The sequence below is a fragment of the Streptomyces sp. NBC_01723 genome (assembly GCF_036246005.1).
Lineage (GTDB): Bacteria > Actinomycetota > Actinomycetes > Streptomycetales > Streptomycetaceae > Streptomyces.
Genome location: NZ_CP109171.1, coordinates 5,446,399 through 5,464,895, shown reverse-complemented (window position 1 = coordinate 5,464,895; position 18,497 = coordinate 5,446,399). Strand labels below are relative to the sequence as shown.

General features: G+C 74.1%; 20 protein-coding genes. 17 read left to right on the top strand and 3 right to left on the bottom strand.

What is annotated here, in order from left to right:
* The first annotated feature begins 4 nt into the window (after positions 1–4).
* The 5 genes from OIE75_RS25480 (at position 5) to OIE75_RS25460 (ending at position 3,674) form a co-directional block, all read left to right on the top strand.
* The gene (locus OIE75_RS25480; protein ID WP_122616215.1) at positions 5–340 is read left to right on the top strand and encodes a TcmI family type II polyketide cyclase; all 336 of its coding nucleotides are present in this window, start codon (positions 5–7) and stop codon (positions 338–340) included.
* A gap of 234 nt (positions 341–574) precedes the next feature.
* Positions 575–1,426 (top strand): DUF3152 domain-containing protein, encoded by an 852-nt coding sequence (locus tag OIE75_RS25475; RefSeq protein ID WP_329472228.1) that lies wholly within the window; start codon positions 575–577, stop codon positions 1,424–1,426.
* A gap of 68 nt (positions 1,427–1,494) precedes the next feature.
* On the top strand, positions 1,495–1,929 hold the full coding sequence (locus tag OIE75_RS25470) for a PPOX class F420-dependent oxidoreductase (protein WP_307015109.1): 435 nt from the start codon (positions 1,495–1,497) through the stop codon (positions 1,927–1,929).
* Between the two features lie 103 nt (positions 1,930–2,032).
* Positions 2,033–2,779 (top strand): DUF4142 domain-containing protein, encoded by a 747-nt coding sequence (locus tag OIE75_RS25465; RefSeq protein ID WP_307015108.1) that lies wholly within the window; start codon positions 2,033–2,035, stop codon positions 2,777–2,779.
* Between the two features lie 304 nt (positions 2,780–3,083).
* On the top strand, positions 3,084–3,674 hold the full coding sequence (locus OIE75_RS25460; protein WP_329472227.1) for a hypothetical protein: 591 nt from the start codon (positions 3,084–3,086) through the stop codon (positions 3,672–3,674).
* Between the two features lie 258 nt (positions 3,675–3,932).
* Here the strand turns inward: OIE75_RS25460 and ku are convergent, their stop codons facing one another.
* On the bottom strand, positions 3,933–5,024 hold the full coding sequence (gene ku / locus OIE75_RS25455) for a non-homologous end joining protein Ku (RefSeq protein WP_329472226.1): 1,092 nt from the start codon (positions 5,022–5,024) through the stop codon (positions 3,933–3,935).
* Positions 5,025–5,115: 91 nt separating this feature from the next.
* Here ku and ligD point away from each other — a divergent pair, with 91 nt between their 5' ends.
* Entirely contained in the window at positions 5,116–5,997 is an 882-nt protein-coding gene (gene ligD, locus OIE75_RS25450) for a non-homologous end-joining DNA ligase (RefSeq protein WP_307015105.1), read from the top strand.
* A 36-nt stretch (positions 5,998–6,033) separates the two neighbouring features.
* On the opposite strand, the gene OIE75_RS25445 is transcribed toward ligD, so the two are convergent.
* Positions 6,034–6,837, bottom strand: a complete 804-nt coding sequence (locus OIE75_RS25445; protein ID WP_329472225.1) for a nuclease-related domain-containing protein — start codon at positions 6,835–6,837, stop codon at positions 6,034–6,036.
* 131 nt (positions 6,838–6,968) lie between these two features.
* On the opposite strand from OIE75_RS25445, the gene OIE75_RS25440 reads away from it, so the two are divergent.
* The 11 genes from OIE75_RS25440 (at position 6,969) to OIE75_RS25390 (ending at position 17,069) form a co-directional block, all read left to right on the top strand.
* Positions 6,969–7,421: a protein-tyrosine phosphatase family protein gene (locus OIE75_RS25440; RefSeq protein ID WP_329472224.1), complete on the top strand. Its 453-nt coding sequence runs from the start codon at positions 6,969–6,971 to the stop codon at positions 7,419–7,421.
* Positions 7,422–7,655: 234 nt separating this feature from the next.
* Positions 7,656–8,432, top strand: a complete 777-nt coding sequence (locus OIE75_RS25435; RefSeq protein WP_329472223.1) for a hypothetical protein — start codon at positions 7,656–7,658, stop codon at positions 8,430–8,432.
* Complete coding sequence (locus OIE75_RS25430) at positions 8,429–9,673, top strand: ATP-binding protein (protein ID WP_329472222.1); 1,245 nt, start codon at positions 8,429–8,431, stop codon at positions 9,671–9,673. The genes OIE75_RS25435 and OIE75_RS25430 overlap by 4 nt, the downstream gene beginning before the upstream one ends.
* 144 nt (positions 9,674–9,817) lie before the next feature.
* Complete coding sequence (locus OIE75_RS25425; protein WP_329474052.1) at positions 9,818–10,252, top strand: SH3 domain-containing protein; 435 nt, start codon at positions 9,818–9,820, stop codon at positions 10,250–10,252.
* A 43-nt stretch (positions 10,253–10,295) separates the two neighbouring features.
* Complete coding sequence (locus OIE75_RS25420; protein WP_163015790.1) at positions 10,296–11,657, top strand: FtsW/RodA/SpoVE family cell cycle protein; 1,362 nt, start codon at positions 10,296–10,298, stop codon at positions 11,655–11,657.
* Positions 11,654–13,111, top strand: coding sequence for a penicillin-binding transpeptidase domain-containing protein (locus OIE75_RS25415; protein ID WP_329472221.1), 1,458 nt, complete (start codon positions 11,654–11,656; stop codon positions 13,109–13,111). Before OIE75_RS25420 ends, OIE75_RS25415 begins: the two co-directional genes overlap by 4 nt.
* A 45-nt stretch (positions 13,112–13,156) precedes the next feature.
* Positions 13,157–13,660, top strand: a complete 504-nt coding sequence (locus OIE75_RS25410; RefSeq protein WP_329472220.1) for a DUF3291 domain-containing protein — start codon at positions 13,157–13,159, stop codon at positions 13,658–13,660.
* Between the two features lie 135 nt (positions 13,661–13,795).
* A complete protein-coding gene (locus tag OIE75_RS25405) occupies positions 13,796–14,734 on the top strand; it encodes an AurF N-oxygenase family protein (RefSeq protein WP_307015099.1) in 939 nt (312 codons plus the stop codon).
* Between the two features lie 62 nt (positions 14,735–14,796).
* Positions 14,797–15,450 (top strand): TetR/AcrR family transcriptional regulator, encoded by a 654-nt coding sequence (locus tag OIE75_RS25400; protein WP_307015098.1) that lies wholly within the window; start codon positions 14,797–14,799, stop codon positions 15,448–15,450.
* Between the two features lie 31 nt (positions 15,451–15,481).
* Positions 15,482–15,811 (top strand): hypothetical protein, encoded by a 330-nt coding sequence (locus OIE75_RS25395; RefSeq protein ID WP_307015097.1) that lies wholly within the window; start codon positions 15,482–15,484, stop codon positions 15,809–15,811.
* 103 nt (positions 15,812–15,914) lie between these two features.
* On the top strand, positions 15,915–17,069 hold the full coding sequence (locus OIE75_RS25390; RefSeq protein WP_329472219.1) for a C40 family peptidase: 1,155 nt from the start codon (positions 15,915–15,917) through the stop codon (positions 17,067–17,069).
* 162 nt (positions 17,070–17,231) lie between these two features.
* Here OIE75_RS25390 and OIE75_RS25385 read toward each other — a convergent pair whose 3' ends face one another.
* Positions 17,232–18,485 carry a styrene monooxygenase/indole monooxygenase family protein gene (locus tag OIE75_RS25385; RefSeq protein ID WP_307015095.1) on the bottom strand — a complete coding sequence of 418 codons (1,254 nt, stop codon included), beginning with the start codon at positions 18,483–18,485 and terminating at the stop codon, positions 17,232–17,234.
* Between the last annotated feature and the right edge of the window lie 12 nt (positions 18,486–18,497).

Here is an 18,497-nt window from a genome sequence, read left to right as displayed (position 1 = left end):
CCCCATGCACCACACACTGATCGTCGCCCGGATGGCACCCGGCGCGGCCCCGGACATCGCGAAGGTGTTCGCGGAGTCCGACCGCGGCGAGCTGCCGCACCTGGTGGGCGTCAACCGGCGCAGCCTCTTCGAGTTCGGTGACGGTGTGTACCTGCACCTGATCGAGAGCGACGAGGACCCGGCCCCCACGATCGGCCGGCTGACCGGGCATCCGGAGTTCCGCCAGGTCAGCGAGCGGCTGGAGCCGTACGTCTCGGCGTACGACCCGGCGACCTGGCGCGGTCCGAAGGACGCGATGGCGCGCTGCTTCTACCGCTGGGACCGGACCGCCGCGGGCTGACGGTCCGTCCACGCACCGCTTCGGGGTCGCCCGGCACCGGCCGGGCGGCCCCGGGGTGCGTGGGACGACACGGCGTACCGATCGGTTGCGGGTGCACGGCGAACTCCCCTGTGAGAAGACCCACTTGGGGATCTGTGGGTTTTTCGCACAACTTTCCGCTTGGATCTTGTGGGGACACGAGCAGACGGAAGTCCACGGTGCGCGTCCCCCGGACCAGCAGAGAGGACGCACGTCGTGGGCCGATCCCCCGCCCGCCGGACCGGCCCCCGCGGAGGCGGGCGCCGCGGGCCCGCCCGCGTGGTCCTGGTCCTCCTCGCCCTCGGGGTGGTGCTGGTCACCGCGGGCGCCGCGGTGGCGTACTGGCGGGACGCCCGGCCCCCGGTGGCGGACGACCAGGTGGCCGACGTGGCCGACGCCCTGGACGCCGCGGGGACGCCCACCCCCTCGGCCGGCACCTCCGCGTCACCGTCCGCGAAGCCGTCCCCGTCGCCCTCGTCCTCCCCCTCCGCCATCGCCGTTCCTGCGACGGGCCCCGGCACCTTCGTCACCGCACGGGCCGACGGCACGACCGTGGGCACCGGCGGCCGGGTGCGCCGGTACAAGGTCCTGGTCGAGGAGGGCATCGACGTCCGCCCGAGCGCCGCCGCGGCCGAGATAGCCGACGTGCTCGCCGACCGCCGGGGCTGGACGAGGGACGGGGCCACCTCCTTCCGGCTGGTCGGCACGGGCTCGTACGACTTCGTGGTGAAGATCGCCACGCCGGGCACCGTCGACCGCATCTGCGGCGCGGCGGGCCTGCGCACCCGGGGCGAGGTGAACTGCAGCGTAGGCACGGACGTCGTGGTGAACCTCAAGCGCTGGGTGCTGGGTTCCCCGGAGTTCGACGGCCCGATCCACGAGTACCGGGCGCTGATCGTCAACCACGAGGTCGGGCACCGCATCGGTCACGGCCACGAGACCTGCCCCGGCGCCGGCCGGCCCGCCCCGGCGATGATGCAGCAGATCAAGGGTCTCAAGGGGTGCGTCGCCAACGCCTGGCCCTACGACCGCGACGGCGAGTACCTGGGCGGCCCGTCGGTGCCCTGAGCCGTGCGGCCGGGCGTTCGGCGGACGTTCGCGGGACAGCCTCCGGTGCGGCGGGTGATGATCGGACCATGACCACCACCTCGCGCTTCGACCCCCGTGCCCTGCTCGCCCAAAGCCGGCTCGGCGTGCTCGCGACGATCAAGTCGGACGGCCGCCCGCAGCTCTCGCCCGTCATGCCCGCCTACGACGCGGAGGCCGGCGTCATCCGGATCTCGACCCGCGACGGGCTGGCCAAGACCGCCAACCTGCGCCGGGACCCGCGGGCCACGCTGGAGGTGACCGCCCCGGACGGCCGGTCCTGGGCCACCGCCGAGGGCGTCGCCACGCTCACCGGACCGGGCACCGACCCGCACGGACCGGAGGTCGAGGCGCTGGTGGAGTACTACCGCGCCGCCGCGGGGGAACATCCGGACTGGGACGAGTACCGGTCGACGATGGTGGCCGACCGCCGGGTGCTGCTCACCATCACCGTCGAGCGCGTCTACGGGGCCGACATCGGCTGAACCCAAGTTTTGTGCCCGGGCGCTGATAGATCCGCCCGCCGTTTCCGTACCTCCTGGCGAATCCGTACGAGTGCGAGTCCCTCGCGTCGCCCCTGGAGGCACCATGCGCCTGTCCCGCAGCAGGATCGGAGTCGTCGTCCTGTTCGGTGCGATGACCCTGACCCTCACCGCGCTGGCCTTTCCGGCCATGCTCGGTCTGGACAAGGCCGACGGCAATCAGGACCGGGTCATCGCCAGCACCAAGTTCGGGCCGCTCACCGAGGCCGACCGGGACTTCGTGGTGAAGGTCAGGGCCGCGGGGCTGTGGGAGTACCCGCTGGGCGAGATGGTGCGGGAGCGCGGCACCACGAAGGAGATGAAGACGGCCGGCGAGCACCTGATCGTCGGGCACGCCGGTCTCGACGCGATGTGCCGCGAGATCTCCCCCGAGCTGGGCATCACGCTGCCCAACCGGGCCTCGCCGCAGCAGGAGGGCTTCGTGGCGACGGTGGACGCCAAGACCGGCAAGGAGTTCGACTCGTCGGCGGTCAACATCATGCGGGTGACGCACGGTCAGATCTTTCCGGCGATCGCCAAGATCCGGGCGTCCACCAAGAACACCCTGGTGCGGCAGCTGGCCGACCTGGCCAACGACACCGTCCTGGACCACATCACGGTGCTGGAGAAGACCGGCATGGTCGAGTACGACGAGGTCACCTTCCAGCAGACCGGCCCGGCGAAGCTGCCGCGGGAGAGGGTGACCCCGCCCCCGCCGCCCCCCGGTGAGCAGGTGCTGGTGCTCAAGCCGCGGCCCGACCTGAACGTGAACACCGCGTCCCCGACGCCCACTCCGTCCCCGGCGGCCCCCTGAGCCGTCCGGCGGGCTCGCCGCCCGCCCGGCTGAACGCGCTGAGCGCCTCGCCGAGTGCCGCCCGCCGGCTCCATCGCGCCGAGGCCCCGCCCACTCGTCCGGGAACGGCTCGACGCCATTGCGCGTTCATGGGTTGGCGGTCGACGGTGACCGCCGGACATGACCACCGGCCGCGTGCCGTACGGCGCCCGGAAGTGACGCCGTACGGTGCTGCGGCACAGGACGGCACACCGGCCGCCGGCGGGCCCCCACCCCCGCTCCCGCCCGGCCCGTCCGGGGCCGACGAGAGAGGAAGAGCGGGACGATGACCGCTTCGGGGCCGGACCGCGGCGCCACACCGGGTGAGCCGGACGAGCCCGGCGGCACGCCGCCCGTGCCGGAGCACGTGTGGCGGCTCTTCCTGGAGGACGACGAGCACGCCATCCGCGCCTCCGCGCCCAGGGAGCCCTCCGCGCGGGACCGGACCCCGGGGTGGCAGCCCGGCCCGCCCGCAAGCGGCCCGCTCGGGCCCCCGTACGCCCGGCCCGCCCCCACCCCCGCCCCCGCCCCCGCCCCCGGCACGGTCGGTGAGGCGTGGCGCCCGGAGGACCCGTGGGCCGGCCCCGGCTGGCGTGAGCTGGACCGCCGCGCCCGGCTGCGGCGGATCGGCCGGGTGATCGGCACGGCGACCGCGGTCGCCCTCGCCCTGACCGCGTGGTCGCAGCTGTCCACCGGTCCCGGAACCCCGGGCGGCGAACCGGCCGACACGATCGGGCGGCGCCTGGACGAGAGCCCCGCCCTGCCCACCCTGGCCTCCCTCGCGCCGACGGAGTCCGGCACCGCGAGCCCGGCGGCCTTCGAGCCCGCGCCGACCGCGATACCCCGGGCCTCGGCCTCTCCCTGGACCCTCGACTGAACTCGGGTGTGCGCGAGTCGCTCGCCTTCGGCCGGCGGCTCGTCTTCGCCGGGTGCCGGCGGCCCACCCTCATCGGGGCCAAATCCCTCGCCGTGGCCGCCGTCGCCACCGGCATCGCTCCCCTGCGCCGCGCCGGCGGCCCCGCTCTTCCGGCGCCCGGCGGTGGGCGCCTGGTTCGGCCCGCGCGCCGAATTCACCGCGGTCGGGCGGGCGATCTCCCGGTTCCGGACCCGCGACCGCACCCGCCGGCCGGCGGCGTCAGGCGCTGCGCTTGCGGGACGCCGTCTTCTTCGCCGTGGTCTTGGCCGTGCTCTTGGTGGCCGCGCTCTTGCCGGTGGTCTTCTTGGCGGTGCTCCCGGCCGTCGCCTTCTTGGCCGGCTGGGCGGACTTCGCCGTGGACTTCCCGGTGGCGGCCGTCGACTTCTTGGGTGCCGCCTTCTTCGCCGCCGTCTTCTTCGCCGCCGCGGACGTCGACTTCTTGCCGCCGGTCTCCTTGGGGGCCCGCCGGGACGACTTCTGGGCCCGGGACAGGGGCCGGACCTCGGCCTCCTCGGCCGGACCGGGCTCCTCGCCGCCCCGGGACTCCCGCGCCGCACGCACGCTGCTCTCCAGCGCGGCCATCAGGTCCAGCACCTTCCCGGGCCGCTCCTCCTCGCGGGCCTCGGGCGGGGCCTCGCCGGCCGACTTGGCGGCGATGACCTCCTCCAGGGCCTCCTGGTACTCGTCGTGCAGGTCGTCCAGATCGATCTCGCCGAGGGTGTCCATGAGGGCGTCCGCGAGGTCCAGCTCCTGGTCGCGGACGGTGACGCCGGCGTCCGGGGCGACGCCCTCGGGGGCGCGCACCTCGTCCGGCCAGAGCAGGCCGTGCATGGCGATGGCGTCGCCGACGACCCGGAGCATGCCGAGGCGTTCCCGGCCGCGCAGCGCGAACTTGGCGATGGCGACCCGGTTGCTGCGCTTGAGCGCCTCGCGCAGCAGCGTGTACGGCTTGGCGGCGGGGGCGCCGCTCGCCGCGAGGTAGTACGCGGAGCCCATCTGGAGCGGGTCGATGCGCTCCTCGGGCACGAAGGCGACGATCTCGATCGTCCGGGCGGTCGGGATCGGCAGGTGGGACAGGTCCTCGTCGGTGATCGGGATCATCGAGCCGTCGGCGTCCTCGTACGCCTTGCCGATCTCGGCCTGGGTGACCTCGCGGTCCTCCAGCTCGCAGACCTTGCGGTAGCGGATCCGGCCGCCGTCCTCGGTGTGGATCTGGCGGAAGGAGACCGAGTGGCTCTCGGTGGCGTTCACCAGCTTGATCGGGATGCTGACCAGGCCGAAGGAGATGGCGCCGTTCCAGATCGATCGCACGTGCAGCACCTTTCCGGTCGGGCGGTTCGTGGGTCGGTTCGCCGGGCGGTTCGTCGGGTGATTTGTCCGTGTTCCGTGCGATTCTCATGGTATGGCGCCTATCACGGAGGTGGAGGGGCGGCGGGTGGCCCTGAGCAATCTGGAGAAGGTGCTGTATCCCGCGTCCGGCTTCACCAAGGGCGAGCTGCTGCACTACTACGCGACGACCGCCGGGGTGCTGCTGCCGCATCTGCGGGACCGCGCGGTCTCCTTCCTGCGGTATCCCGACGGTCCGGACGGCCAGCTGTTCTTCACCAAGAACGTGCCGCCGGGTACGCCCGACTGGGTCACCACGGCCGAGGTCCCCCGCTCGGAGGGGCCCGCCCGGATGGTGCTGGTGCAGGACCTGCCGAGCCTGATGTGGGCGGCGAACCTGGTGACCGAGTTCCACACGCACCAGTGGACCGTCGACGACCCCGGCGAGGCCGACCGGCTGGTGTTCGACCTCGACCCGGGTCCGCCCGCGACGGTGGTGCACTGCTGCGAGGTGGCCCGGTGGCTGCGGGAGCGGCTGGCGGCGGACGGGATCGAGGCGTTCGCCAAGACGTCGGGGGCCAAGGGGCTGCACCTGCTGGCGGGGGTGCGGGGGGCGTCCTCGGAGCGGGTGTCGGAGTACGCGAAGGCGCTCGCCGTGGAGGCCGAGCGGGCGCTGCCCCGGCTGGTGGTGCACCGGATGACGCGCAGCCTGCGGCCGGGGAAGGTGTTCGTGGACTGGAGCCAGAACGCCGCCCGCAAGACCACGGCCGCCCCGTACACGGTGCGGGCCCGCCCCGATCCGGCGGTCTCCACGCCGGTGACGTGGGACGAGGTGGCGGGCTGCCGGCGGGCGGAGGAGCTGGTGTTCCGGGCGGAGGACCTCGGGCCGCGGGTACGGGACCACGGCGACCTGCTGGCGCCGCTGCTCGACCGGCGCCGGGCGGCGGCCCTGCCGTAGGCCACCGGGACCCCGGCGGGATCCGAACGGCACCCCTCAGACACGCGTCCAGGTGGCGCGGTCGCGGGCCATGGAGTGCAGGGCCTCCACGTCCGCCGGTTTGAGCACCCCTCCCCGGCGGGCCAGGTCGGGCAGCTCCCGGTCGGTGAGGACGCGGACCGCGCTCGGTGGCGCCGTGACGGTCACGTGGGCCGGGTCGACGAGGACGAGGACGGCGCGGACCTCGGCCGTCAGCGCGTAGGAGGCCCGGTCGGCGTCGGCGCGGACCCTGCGCAGCAGGGGGCGTGGTTCCCGGCGGCCCAGCGCGACCAGGGGGTCGCCGACGTGCACCCGCTGTCTGCGGGCGGGCAGTACGTGCAGCGCGAAGAGCCCGCCGGGGCCGATCAGCAGGTGGTGGACGCGGTCGCCGCCGGGCAGCGGCACGGAGTGCAGGGTGCGCCAGCCCGCGCCGTCGAGGCGGTCGAGGGCCGTGCCCGTCGCGTGCTCGGCCGCCAGGGCCCGGCGGCGCGGGTCGGGACGCAGCCGGTGCGCGGGGCCGGGGTCGCGCTCCAGGGCGATCAGCAGCGCCTCGCCGGGCCGGTTGGGGGCGAGGTCGTCGTCCGGGTGGAGGGAGAGCCGGGCCAGTTCGGCCGGGGTCGGGACCGGGGGCGGACCGACGGCGACCGGGCCGGTGAGAAAGGGGCCCAGCGCCCGGAGGACCTCGTCCCGCCGGTCGTCGCTCAGCAGGTTGACCCGGGCCGCCTCACGGTCGTACCAGGCGACGTTCCCGCCGTCCGGGAGGCAGACGTAGAGGCGGTCCCGACCGTGCCGCCGGGCCGGTACGACGCGCAGTCCGTCCATCCACACCACCCCCGCACCATGGGACCAGGCGGGGTGCCGCGGGGGCAAGAATCCGGCTACCTCGGGGAGGAGTCGGCAGACCCCCGAGACCCCCGGGCCGAGATGGGGAGGCGCTGTTGCGTACCCGCGGGATGGGATCCGACGTGCCGGCGCCGGGCCGGGCGCGGGACGGGGTCGTGCCGGGGCACTGGTTGGGCGGGCACGAGTTCCGGCGGCCGGGCGGGCGGGTGGGGTTCGCCGTGGTGCGGGACGAGTTCGACCTCGTGCAGACGCTGCTGCGGCTGCCCGGGCACGGGCCCGCCGAGGGCGTCGAGCACCACGTGTGGCCGATCCCGGACGGGCCGCTGGACGGGACGCGGCTCGCCGGGGTGATGCGGCCGGCGGAGGCCCCGAGCGAGGCGCTGGACGGGGGCGGCAAGGTCCTCGTCCGCTGTCATCACGGGTACCACCGCTCCGGGCTGGTCGTCGCGCACACGCTGATGCGCCGGGGCAGCGGCGCCGGCGAGGCGGTCCGGCCGATCCGGGCCCGGCGTTCGCCGTGGGCGCTGCACAACGAGCTGTTCGTGGCGTATCTGCGGGCCTAGGGGGTGTCGTTCGGATCTCGCCGGGGGCGTGGCCGGTCGCAAGGCACCGTCGCCTGGAGCCGGCCAGATCCAAACGACACCCCTGGCCGGCCACCGCGCGGCTGCCGGAGGACCTGGCCGAGTAGCCCGGCACGCCCGGACGCACGCAAAATGGCCTTCCGTACCGAGAGGCGTACGGTGCCGCCCACAGCCGTGCGGGACCGTCGGCGCCGCTCACCGAACCCCAGGAGTGCAGTGCTCCCGATCCGCCGTGGGCGTCCCGCCCGCGTTCCCGCCGTCGTCGCGCTGCTCCTGGCGACCGCGGCGGCCGGTGCGCTGGCGGCCTGCGGCGACTCGGGCGGGCTGCGGAGCGCGGGCGCGACCCCGGCGGCGCGGAGCCCGGCCCAGCTCTGGCCCGACCTCACCCCCGCGTCGAGTCCCGCGTACGACATCGGCGAGGTGGACAACGAGGTCGTCAAGGGCGTGCGGGTCCCCGCCGGCGGCATCCGCGAGGTGAACCCGGTGGCCGTCGTGCGGGAGGAGATCACCGCGCACCCGGACGACTACGCGGGCGCCAAGGCGCGCTACCACGAGACGTCCGTCCGGATGGCGGACTGCGGCGCCGACGGCACCGCCGGTGACCACGCGGGGTGTCCGGTGCTCCGGCCGTACTACCGCGACCTGACGGGTGACGGGCACCCCGAGATGACACTGGGTTTTCGGCTGCTGCCCGCCAAGCTGACCGCCGTGCGCGTCTACACCGTCGAGAAGGGGCGGCTCGTGCGGGTCATGTCCTACGACGACGCGGTGAGCGAGGTCGAGCTGGCCGGCCGGACGGTGATCGTCCGCTCGCCCTCGGAGGTCGCGGGCTACGAGTACCGCCTCCAGTGGACCTGGGACGCCGACCAGCGGGCCATGCTGCTCACCAGCGACGAGATGCTGCGCACCGACGACGGCGGCCTGCACACCAGGCGCCCGTCGCCGCGGGCCTCCGGGTCGCCGTCCCCGTCGCCCACGGCGAGCGCCCGGTGAGGCTCGCGCTCCCCCGGTGGGCCGGTCCGCTGGCGGTGAAGGCGGCCGTCTTCATCACCGTGATGTGCTGCGCGCTCGCCGCGCTGCTCGGCGTCCTGGTGCACGTCTCGGTCACCAACCAGACCGTCGGCCAGGCCCGTGACGTCGCCCTGACCCGGCTGGGCGAGGCTACGGAGGCGTACGAGGCCGGGGACCCGCTGCGCCGGGGCGCCGGGATCGATCCGCCCGGGCTGCCGGCCCGGCTGCGCGAGCTGGCCGTGTCGGGCCGGCGGGGCACGATGGTCGCCGAGTCCGACGGGCGCCCCACGATGTGGGCGGCGGGCCCGGCGGGCGGTGGCCGGGCGCTGGCGGTGCGGGTCGACCACTCGCAGGGCAAGCGCACCATCGACGGCCTGGACAGCGCGATCGTGTGGTCCTCGGCGCTGGCGATCGGGGCGACGCTGCTGGTCGGCGCGTTCGCCGTGACCCGGGTGACGCGCCGGCTGCACGCGACGGCACGGGTGGCGCGGCGGATCAGCGCGGGCGACCTCGACGCGCGGGTCGGCGATCCCCGGGCGCAGGATCCGACGCGGCCGCAGGACGAGGTGGCGTCGGTCGCGGGCGCGCTGGACTCGATGGCCGCCTCGCTCCAGGGCAAGCTGCTGGCCGAGCAGCGGTTCACCGCGGACGTGGCGCACGAGCTGCGCACCCCGCTCACCGGCCTGCACGCGGCGGCCGAGCTGCTGCCGCCGGGGCGCCCCACGGAGCTGGTGCGGGACCGGGTGGCGGCGCTGCGCACGCTCACCGAGGACCTGCTGGAGATCTCCCGGCTGGACAGCGGGCGGGAGCGGCTGGAGGTGGAGCCGGAGCCGCTGGGCGAGCTGGCGGAGCGGGTGGTGCGCGGCTCGGGCACCGGCACGCGGGTGGACGTCGTGCGGGACGCGCGGGTGGAGACCGACCGGCGGCGGCTGGAGCGGGTGCTCGGCAACCTGGTCGCGAACGCGCACCGGCACGGCCGGGCGCCGGTGGTGCTGACCGTGGACGGGCCGGTGATCACCGTGCGGGACCACGGGGACGGCTATCCGGACTACCTCCTGGCGCACGGCCCGCAGCGGTTCCGCACCGAGAGCGGCAGCAAGGGGCACGGACTCGGGCTGACGATCGCGCTGGGACAGGCCGAGGTGCTGGGCGCGCGGCTGGAGTTCACCAACCCGCCGGACGGCGGGGCGCTCGCCGCCCTGACGCTTCCTCAGCAGCCCTGACCCGGCGGCGGGCGCGCGGCACACGGTCCGTGCGGCGCGCGCTCCGATGGCTCAGCGTGGCGGGCGGTCGGCACCGGGCGCTCCTAATGTGGCGAACAGTCAGCTGAAGAACCGTTCGCTCCGGGAGGTACTCCCATGGCTCTGTTGTCCACGTTGTCCGTACCGTCCTCGCGCTCGCCACTGGTCCGCGGCCTGGCCACCACCCTGGCGGCCGGCGCGCTCGCCGCCGCCGTCGCCGTCACGCCCGCCGCCGCGAACGACGAGTGGGGCGGCGGGGGCTCCTCCGCCGGCGCCACCGGCGGAAACGGCGACGACTGGGGCGGCGGCGACGGCCGCCGGGAGCAGGGCCGGTACCGGGGCGTGGTCACCACCGACCGGCTCCCCCCGCTCACCTCGCCGTCCCGCGGCAGCGAGGTCATCCGGTACGCCCGCCGCGGCGAGACCGTCCGCATCCACTGCAAGGCCCCCGGCAACCGGGTGCGCGGCAATCCCCTCTGGTACCTCCTGGCGGACGGCACGTGGGCCTGGGGAGCGGCCCGCCACATCGACAACATCGGCCCGGCGCCGCGCTGGTGCTGACGCCAACGCCCCCTACACCACACCATTTGGGTAAGTTCCGGACATGACCAAGGCCGGACCCGGAACCGGAATCACCGTGGCACCAGCGGACACGCCCGCTCCCGTCGCCCGGCTCCCCCGGCGCCGGGGCATCGAACTCGCGCTCATCCTCATGGCCGTGCTGCTGTCGGTGTTCGGCTACTGCAACGTCGGACTCGCCCAGCACGGCACCCTCCCGCCCGGCGCCGCCGGTTACGGCGCGGGGCTCGGTGTGCTCGCGCTCCTCGCCCATCTGGCGGTACGGCTGCGCGCCCCCTGGGCGGACCCGCTACTGCTGCCGATCGGCGTGCTGCTCAACGGGCTCGGCCTGGTGCTGATCTACCGGCTCGACCTGGAGACGCCGGGCGACCGGGCGGCCCCCACCCAGCTGGTGTGGTCGACGCTGGGCGTCGCGCTGTTCATCGTGGTCGTCCTGCTGCTGCGCGACCACCGGGTCCTGGCCCGCTACGCCTACGTCTGCGTCGCCGCCGCGCTCGCCCTGCTCACCGTGCCGATCTTCTTCCCGGCGGTGAACGGCGCCCGCATCTGGATCCGGATCGAGGGCTTCTCCATCCAGCCCGGCGAGTTCGCCAAGGTGCTGCTCGCGGTGTTCTTCGCCGCCTACCTGGCCGCGAACCGCAGCGCGCTGGCGTACGCGGGGCGCCGCGTGTGGCGGCTGCAACTGCCCACCGGCCGCGTCCTCGGCCCGATCCTCGCCGTGTGGCTGGTCAGCGTCGGGGTCCTGGTCCTGGAGCGCGACCTCGGCACCTCGCTGCTGTTCTTCGGCCTGTTCGTGGTCCTTCTCTACGTCGCCACCGGCCGCACCGGCTGGATCGCCGTCGGCCTGCTGCTGGCCTCGCTGGGCGCGGTCGCGGTGGGCTGGCTGGAGCCGCACGTGCACACCAGGGTGGAGGACTGGCTGCACCCCTTCGCGTCCATCGAGGCGGGCGACGGACCCAACCAGCTGGCGCAGTCCCTCTTCGCCTTCGCGGCGGGCGGCGTGACCGGCACGGGCCTGGGCCTCGGGGACTCCGTGCTGATCGGCTTCGCCGTCAAGTCCGACTTCATCCTCGCGACCGCCGGGGAGGAGCTGGGCTTCCTCGGACTGACCGCGGTCTTCCTGCTGTACGGGCTGCTGGTGGAGCGCGGGTACCGGGCGGGCCTCGCCGCGCGCGACCCCTTCGGCCGGCTGCTCGCGGTCGGCCTCTCCTCGATCGTGGCGCTCCAGGTGTTCGTCATCGCGGGCGGCGTGACCGGGCTGATCCCGCTGACCGGCATGGCGATGCCGTTCCTGGCCCAGGGCGGGTCCTCGGTGGTCACCAACTGGGCGATCGTGGCGCTGCTGATCCGGCTCAGCCACGCGGCCCGGCGCGGGACGCCCTCGTGACCCGGCACATCCGGCACGCGGCCCTCTTCTGCGCCCTGCTGCTGGTGGCGCTGGTGGTGAACGCGGCCCGGGTGCAGATCGTCCGGGCCCCGGAGTACGAAGGGAACCCGGCCAACCGCCGCCCCGACATCGCCCGCTACCAGCAGCCGCGCGGCGACATCCTGGTCGGCGGCGAGGCGGTGACGGGCTCCCGGGACACCGGGGAGCACCTGCGCTACGAACGGACCTACGCGAACGGGCCGATGTACGCGCCGGTCACCGGCTTCGCCTCGCAGGCGTACGGGACGAGTCTGCTGGAGCACGCGGAGGACGGCCTGCTGTCCGGCGCCGACCCGATGCTCGCGCCGCTCCCGCTGTGGAACGACGTCACCGGCGCCCACAACCCGGGGGGCGACGTCGTGACGACGATCGACGGGGCCGCGCAGCGGGCGGCGTTCGAGGGGCTCGGCCGGCGCCCGGGCGCGGTGGCCGCGATCGAACCGGCCACGGGGCGGATCCTGGCACTGGTGTCCACGCCGTCGTACGACCCCGCGCTGCTGTCCGGCAACAGCGCGGCGGCCAACCGGACCTGGGACCGGCTGAACGGCGACCCGGGCAAGCCGATGCTCAACCGGGCGGTGCGCCGGACCTATCCGCCGGGTTCGACCTTCAAGGTGGTCACCGCGGCGGCGGCACTGGACGCGGGCGTGATCCGGGACCTGGACGCGTCGACCCGCTCCCCCGACCCGTACCCCCTCCCCGGCACCCGCACCCGGCTGACGAACGAGGCCGACGGCTGCCGCAACGCCTCGCTGCGGGAGGCGTTCGAGTGGTCCTGCAACACGGTGTTCGCCAAGCTCGGCGTGGACGTGGGGGTGACGGACATGACCGCCATGGCGGAGGCGTTCGGCTTCAACGACGACGCGGTGCGGATCCCGTTCGCCGTCTCGCGCTCCACCTTCGACACCTCGGTCGACCGGGCGCAGCTCGGGCTGGCGTCGATCGGGCAGTACAACACCCGGGCCACCCCGCTCCAGATGGCGATGGTGGCGGCGGCCGTGGCGGGCGGCGGCCAGGTGCGCTCGCCGTACCTGGTGGAGCGGACCCAGCGGGCGGGCGGCAGCCTGGTGGCGACGGCCGGGTCCCGGCCCTCGCGCGAGGTGATGCGGCCGTCGACGGCTGCGCGGCTCAAGGAGCTGATGACCGGCGTGGTGGAGAGCGGCACCGGGGCGAACGCCGCGATCCCCGGGGCCACCGTCGGGGGCAAGACCGGCACGGCCCAGCACGGCGTCGGCAACTCGGGGACGCCGTACGCCTGGTTCGTCTCCTGGGCCCAGCGCGATGGGGACATGGAGCCGAAGGTCGCGGTCGCCGTGGTGGTCGAGGGCACGGCGGCGGATCGTGAGCGTGTGAGCGGGGGCGGCCTGGCGGCGCCGATCGCGCGGTCGGTGATGGAGGCGGTGCTCAAGCCCTGAGACGGGGGTACCACCGCGCCGACGGCCCGACCTAACGTTCGGTACATGACTGACGCCGTGTACGAACTCGCCCAGGTCAACATCGCTCGCCTCAAGGCCCCTTTGGACTCACCGCAGTTGAAGGACTTCATGGACGCGCTCGACCCGGTGAACGCCGCGGCGGACGCCGCCGACGGGTTCGTGTGGCGGCTCCAGAGCGAGGCGGGGGACGCGACCGACATCCCCGTCTTCGGGGACTCCTGGCTGATCATCAACATGTCGGTGTGGCGGGACGCGGACGCCCTGACGGCCTTCATGTACCAGGGGCGGCACCGGGAGATGCCGGCCCGCCGGCGGGAGTGGTTCGAGCGGCTCGCGGAGGCGGTCACCACCTTGTGGTGGGTCCCGGCGGGGCACCGGCCCACGGTCGCGGAGGCGGAGACGCGGCTGCTGCACCTGAGGACGCACGGGCCCACGCCGTACGCGTTCACGCTGCGGACCTCCTTCCCGGCGGGGGCGACGGCGCCGGAGACGGGCGAGGTGCCGGAGGGGCTGGGCTGCTCGCCCTGACAACCTGAGCGCCACTCACTTCTTTACTCGCGGTCAACAAGTCGTGCGCGGGGGATTGACGAGCTTGCTGACACGCAGTCTCATAAGACGAGTCAGTCAGAGTGACCGCGGGTAACACGACTAGGTGGGACAGCCATGACGACCCTGACGGAAGCCGACGCGCTCGACGGTCTGCGCGACGCGCTCGGCCTGCTCAAGGACCGTGAGCAGGTGGCCGAACGGCTGCTGGACTCGTCCGCCAAGCACTCCTTCGACCCGGACAAGGAGCTGGACTGGGAGGCGCCGTTCGAGGACGGCAAGTGGTTCTGGCCGCCGGAGCTGGTGTCGCTGTACGACACCCCGATGTGGAAGCGGATGAGCGAGGAGCAGCGCATCGTGCTCTCCCAGCACGAGGCCGCCGCGCTCGCCTCCCTCGGCATCTGGTTCGAGCTGATCCTCATGCAGCTGCTGGTGCGGCACATCTACGACAAGGCGGCGACGAGCGCGCACGTGCGCTACGCGCTGACCGAGATCGAGGACGAGTGCCGGCACTCCAAGATGTTCGCCCGGCTGATAACCCGCGGCGAGACGCCCTGGTACCCGGTGAGCCCGATCCACCAGCACCTCGGCCGCCTCTTCAAGACGATCTCCACCACGCCCGGCTCCTTCACCGCCACGCTGCTCGGCGAGGAGGTCCTGGACTGGATGCAGCGGCTGACCTTCCCCGACGAGCGGATCCAGCCGCTGGTCCGGGGCGTCACGCGCATCCACGTCGTGGAGGAGGCCCGGCACGTGCGCTACGCCCGTGAGGAGCTGCGCCGCCAGATGGTGACGGCCCCGAAGTGGTCGCAGGAGTTCACCCGGATCACCTCCGGCGAGTTCGCCCGTGTCTTCTCCGTCGCCTTCGTCAACCCGGAGGTCTACACGAACGTGGGCCTCGACAAGCGCGAGGCCCTGGCGCAGGTCAAGGCCAGCGGCCACCGCCGGGAGATCATGCAGACCGGCGCGAAGCGCCTCACCGACTTCTTGGACGACATCGGGGTCCTGCGGGGGGTCGGACGGCGGCTGTGGAGGTCGTCGGGACTGCTGGCCTAGCGAGGCCGGTACGGGCCGCTCACGTGCGGGGTGGCCGGGAGGTGCGGGTTACGCTGCGGTTCATGACCCCGCAGGCTCCCACCCCCGCCTACCGCCGGCTCAGCGTCGAGGAGCGCCGCGTCCAGCTGCTCGACGCGGCGCTCGCGCTCTTCGCGCACCGGCCCCCGGAGGACGTCTCCCTCGACGACGTGGCCGAGCAGGCCGGGGTCTCGCGGCCGCTGGTGTACCGGTACTTCCCGGGCGGCAAGCAGCAGCTGTACGAGGCCGCGCTGCGGTCGGCCGCCGACGAGCTGCGGCTCTGCTTCGACGAGCCCCGCGAGGGACCGCTGCTGGCCCGGCTGACCCGGGCCCTGGACCGCTACCTCACCTTCGTCGACCAGCACGACACCGGCTTCAGCGCGCTGCTGCGCGGCGGCAGCGTGGCGGAGACCTCGCGGACCTCCTCCATCGTGGACGGGGTGCGCCGGGCCGCGGCCGAGCACATCATGAGCCACCTGGACGTGGCCGAGCCCGGCCCCCGGTTGCGGATGACCGTCCGGATGTGGATCACGGCGGTGGAGGCGGCCTCGCTGATCTGGCTGGACGAGGAGAAGCAGCCGCCCCTCGACGAGCTGCGGGACTGGCTCGTGGAGCAGTTCCTCGCGGTGCTGACGGTCACCGCCCGACGCGACCCGCAGACCTCGGCGCTGGTCGAGGCGGTGGCGGCGGACATCTGACACCGCCGCTCGGATCACTGACACTGGTGCCGTGAAGAGCGAAGACACCCCCTTCGAGGGCGGCCCGATGGACGGGCGGGTGCTGCCCGTCCTGGTCGGCATGACCGGGCACCCGCCGAAGACGTACCGCATCCCCGTACCGGACCCGGACGGCGGGCCGCCCACGGTGCTCGTCTACCGGCGCGTGCCTCGCGACGGGCGCGGCGGACTCGGGTTCGCCCGCTGGAAGTACGCGTACGACCCCGAGGGCCGGCTCGGCTCCGGCCGGAAGTGGCCCTGGTCCAAGCCGGACCCGAAGGCCGGACCGGGCGCCGCTCCAGACGCCACGCCGGGCGGCAAGCCGGACGACGCCGACGGGTGACCCCGTTGCGCCGAACCGCCCACACTCGGCGCGCGGAACCCACGGGCACGTCACAGGCTCGCGGTGCGGAGCGGACCCGCCGCCCCGCAGCGGAGGTGATGACGTGTCAGGAAGGCTTCTGCGTCTGGTGTGTACGGCGGCGATGGCGGCCGGGATCGCCCTGGCGCCCGGACCCGCCGCGGCCGCGCCCGAACCCGGCGGGGCCGGCGCGGGCCGCCCCCTGTCGGAACTGCTGACGGACCTTCAGGAGCTGTACCGGGAGGCGGAGAAGGCCACCGAGACCTACAACGGCACCGAGGTGCGGCTGACCCGGCAGCGGGCCGAGGTACGGCGGCTGGACGCCGAACTGGCCCGGACCCGGCACTCGCTGAGCGACAGCCGGGGCGCGGCCGGGCGGCTGGCCCGGCAGCAGTACCAGAACAGCAGCGACCTCTCCCCCTATCTGCGGCTGCTGCTGGCCCGCGATCCGCAGCACGCCCTCGACCAGGGCCATGTGATCGGGCAGCTGGCCCGGGAACGCGCCGAGACGGTGGGCCGCCTGACCGGCGACACGAAGAAGGCCGACGAGCTGGCCCGGCGGGCGCGCGAGGCCCTGGACGCGCAACGCTCCCTCGCCGTACGCCAGGTCGGCGAGCGGGACGCCGTACGCGACCGGCTGCACGCCGTCGAGGAGCTGCTGGCCTCGCTCAGCCCCGCGGAGCTGGCCGCGCTGGCGGAGTTCGAGCGGAGCGGGATCGCCGACGCGCAGGAGCGGTTCATGGCGTCCGGCGCGCTCGGCGACGACGCCAAGCCGTCGGGGGCGGGCGACCGGGCGGTGCGCTTCGCGGTGGAGCAGCTCGGCAAGCCGTACGAATGGGGCGCGGAGGGCCCGGCGTCGTACGACTGCTCGGGGCTCACCTCGGTGGCCTGGGGCCGGGCCGGGACGGCGATCCCCCGGACCAGCCAGGAGCAGTGGGCCCGGCTGGACCGTGTGCCGCTCGGCGAACTGCGGCCGGGTGACCTCGTCGTGTACTTCCCCGAGGCCACCCACGTCGCGATGTACCTCGGTGACGGCATGGTCGTCCAGGCCCCCCGCCCCGGCGCCGAGGTCAAGGTCTCCCCGATCGCCGCCAACCCGGTCCTGGGCGCGGTGCGCCCCGACCCCGCGGGTGAGCCCTTGGCGCGCTACACCCCACCGGGACTCCCCGAGGGGGCGACGGACGGATCGGACGAGGGGTACGCCACGGCGGGGCCGCCGCGTGTACACGCACGCGGGTGAAACGAGCCGGGCGCCCGCCGGTCGTCCGCCGACGGCCTCAAGGGCATCCCCCGGGGTCGGCGTCCCCACCGAGCCCGAGAGGAGCCCCACCGCCGCCCGTAGCCGTCCGGCAGGGGCGCGTGGGCCGAACGCGGCGAGAGTCCACGTCCGTCCGCCGGAGGCCTACGCTCCGGAGATCTCGGCGAGGTAGGCCTCGGTCTTCGCCGGCTCGTAGAAGAAGTTCTCGAAGTCGGACGGGTCGTTGAAGCCGTTGGCGAAGCGGTCGGCGGCGGGCTGGAGCTGACCGGCGGCGCCGATGAGGTTCAGGATGTGCTCCGGCGGCGGCGCGAGCATGGCGTTCGTCCACTTGGTGACGTGCTGGGCGGTCTGCCAGTAGCGGTCGAAGGTCTGCCGCATCCACGCCTCGTCGAACTCCCCGTCGCCCTGTTCCAGGATCGAGGCGAGGTAGGCGGCCGCGCACTTGGAGGCGGAGTTGGAGCCCTGACCGGTGATCGGGTCGTTGGCGACGACCACGTCGGCCACGCCGAGGACCAGACCGCCGCCGGGGAGCCGGCCGATCGGGTTGCGGACGGTGGGGGCGTAGCGGCCGGCCAGCGTGCCGCCGGCGTCGGTCAGCTCGACCTTGGTGGCCCGGGCGTACTCCCAGGGCACGAACTTCTCCATGAGCTCCAGGGTCAGGGAGAGGTGCTCGGCCGGGTCCTTGACGTCCTTGAAGGCGTCCAGCGGGCCGCCGGGTATGCCCTCCCAGAACAGGATGTCCGCGCGGCCGGAGGTGGTGAACGTCGGCATGATGAACAGCTCGCCGACGCCGGGGACCAGGTTGCAGCGGACGGCCTCGGTCTCCGGGTGCTCCGGGCGCGGGCCCAGCCCGTGCACGTAGGCCACCGCGAGGGCGCGCTGCGGCTCGGCGTACGGGGAGCGGGAGGCGTCGCGGCCGAACATCTGGACCAGCTCGCCCTTGCCCGCGGAGACCAGCACCAGGTCGTAGGCGCGGGAGAAGTAGTCCAGGTCGCCGACGGCCGCGCCGTGGATGACCAGCTGGCCGCCGCGCTGGGCGAAGGTCTCCATCCAGCCGGCCATCTTCACCCGCTGGTCGACGGACTGCGCGAAGCCGTCGAGCCGGCCCAGCCAGTCGATCGCGCGCTGGGTCGGGCCCGGGTCGTGCGAGCCGGGAGCGGCGACCGAGACGCCGAGTCCCTCGATCTTCGGGGCCTGGGACTCCCAGAAGTTCAGCTGGAGGTCGCGCTCGTGCTGGAGTGCCGTGTGGAACATGCACTGCGTCGACATGACCCGGCCGGTGCGGATCTCGTCCGCGGTCCGGTTGGACATCAGGGTGACCTCGTAGCCGTGCGACTGGAGGCCGAGGGCGAGCTGGAGACCGGACTGGCCGGCTCCGACGACGAGTATCTTCCGCATGCGGGGGACGCT

What these genes read in the sequence shown, in the direction of transcription:
- OIE75_RS25480 (WP_122616215.1), top strand. Translation starts at nt 5, where the DNA reads ATGCACCACACACTGATCGTCGCCCGGATGGCACCCGGCGCGGCCCCG.
- OIE75_RS25470 (WP_307015109.1), top strand. Translation starts at nt 1,495, where the DNA reads ATGACCACCACCTCGCGCTTCGACCCCCGTGCCCTGCTCGCCCAAAGC.
- OIE75_RS25465 (WP_307015108.1), top strand. Translation starts at nt 2,033, where the DNA reads ATGCGCCTGTCCCGCAGCAGGATCGGAGTCGTCGTCCTGTTCGGTGCG.
- OIE75_RS25460 (WP_329472227.1), top strand. Translation starts at nt 3,084, where the DNA reads ATGACCGCTTCGGGGCCGGACCGCGGCGCCACACCGGGTGAGCCGGAC.
- ligD (WP_307015105.1), top strand. Translation starts at nt 5,116, where the DNA reads ATGGCGCCTATCACGGAGGTGGAGGGGCGGCGGGTGGCCCTGAGCAAT.
- OIE75_RS25445 (WP_329472225.1), bottom strand. Translation starts at nt 6,837, where the DNA reads ATGGACGGACTGCGCGTCGTACCGGCCCGGCGGCACGGTCGGGACCGC.
- OIE75_RS25440 (WP_329472224.1), top strand. Translation starts at nt 6,969, where the DNA reads ATGGGATCCGACGTGCCGGCGCCGGGCCGGGCGCGGGACGGGGTCGTG.
- OIE75_RS25420 (WP_163015790.1), top strand. Translation starts at nt 10,296, where the DNA reads ATGACCAAGGCCGGACCCGGAACCGGAATCACCGTGGCACCAGCGGAC.
- OIE75_RS25410 (WP_329472220.1), top strand. Translation starts at nt 13,157, where the DNA reads ATGACTGACGCCGTGTACGAACTCGCCCAGGTCAACATCGCTCGCCTC.
- OIE75_RS25405 (WP_307015099.1), top strand. Translation starts at nt 13,796, where the DNA reads ATGACGACCCTGACGGAAGCCGACGCGCTCGACGGTCTGCGCGACGCG.
- OIE75_RS25400 (WP_307015098.1), top strand. Translation starts at nt 14,797, where the DNA reads ATGACCCCGCAGGCTCCCACCCCCGCCTACCGCCGGCTCAGCGTCGAG.
- OIE75_RS25385 (WP_307015095.1), bottom strand. Translation starts at nt 18,485, where the DNA reads ATGCGGAAGATACTCGTCGTCGGAGCCGGCCAGTCCGGTCTCCAGCTC.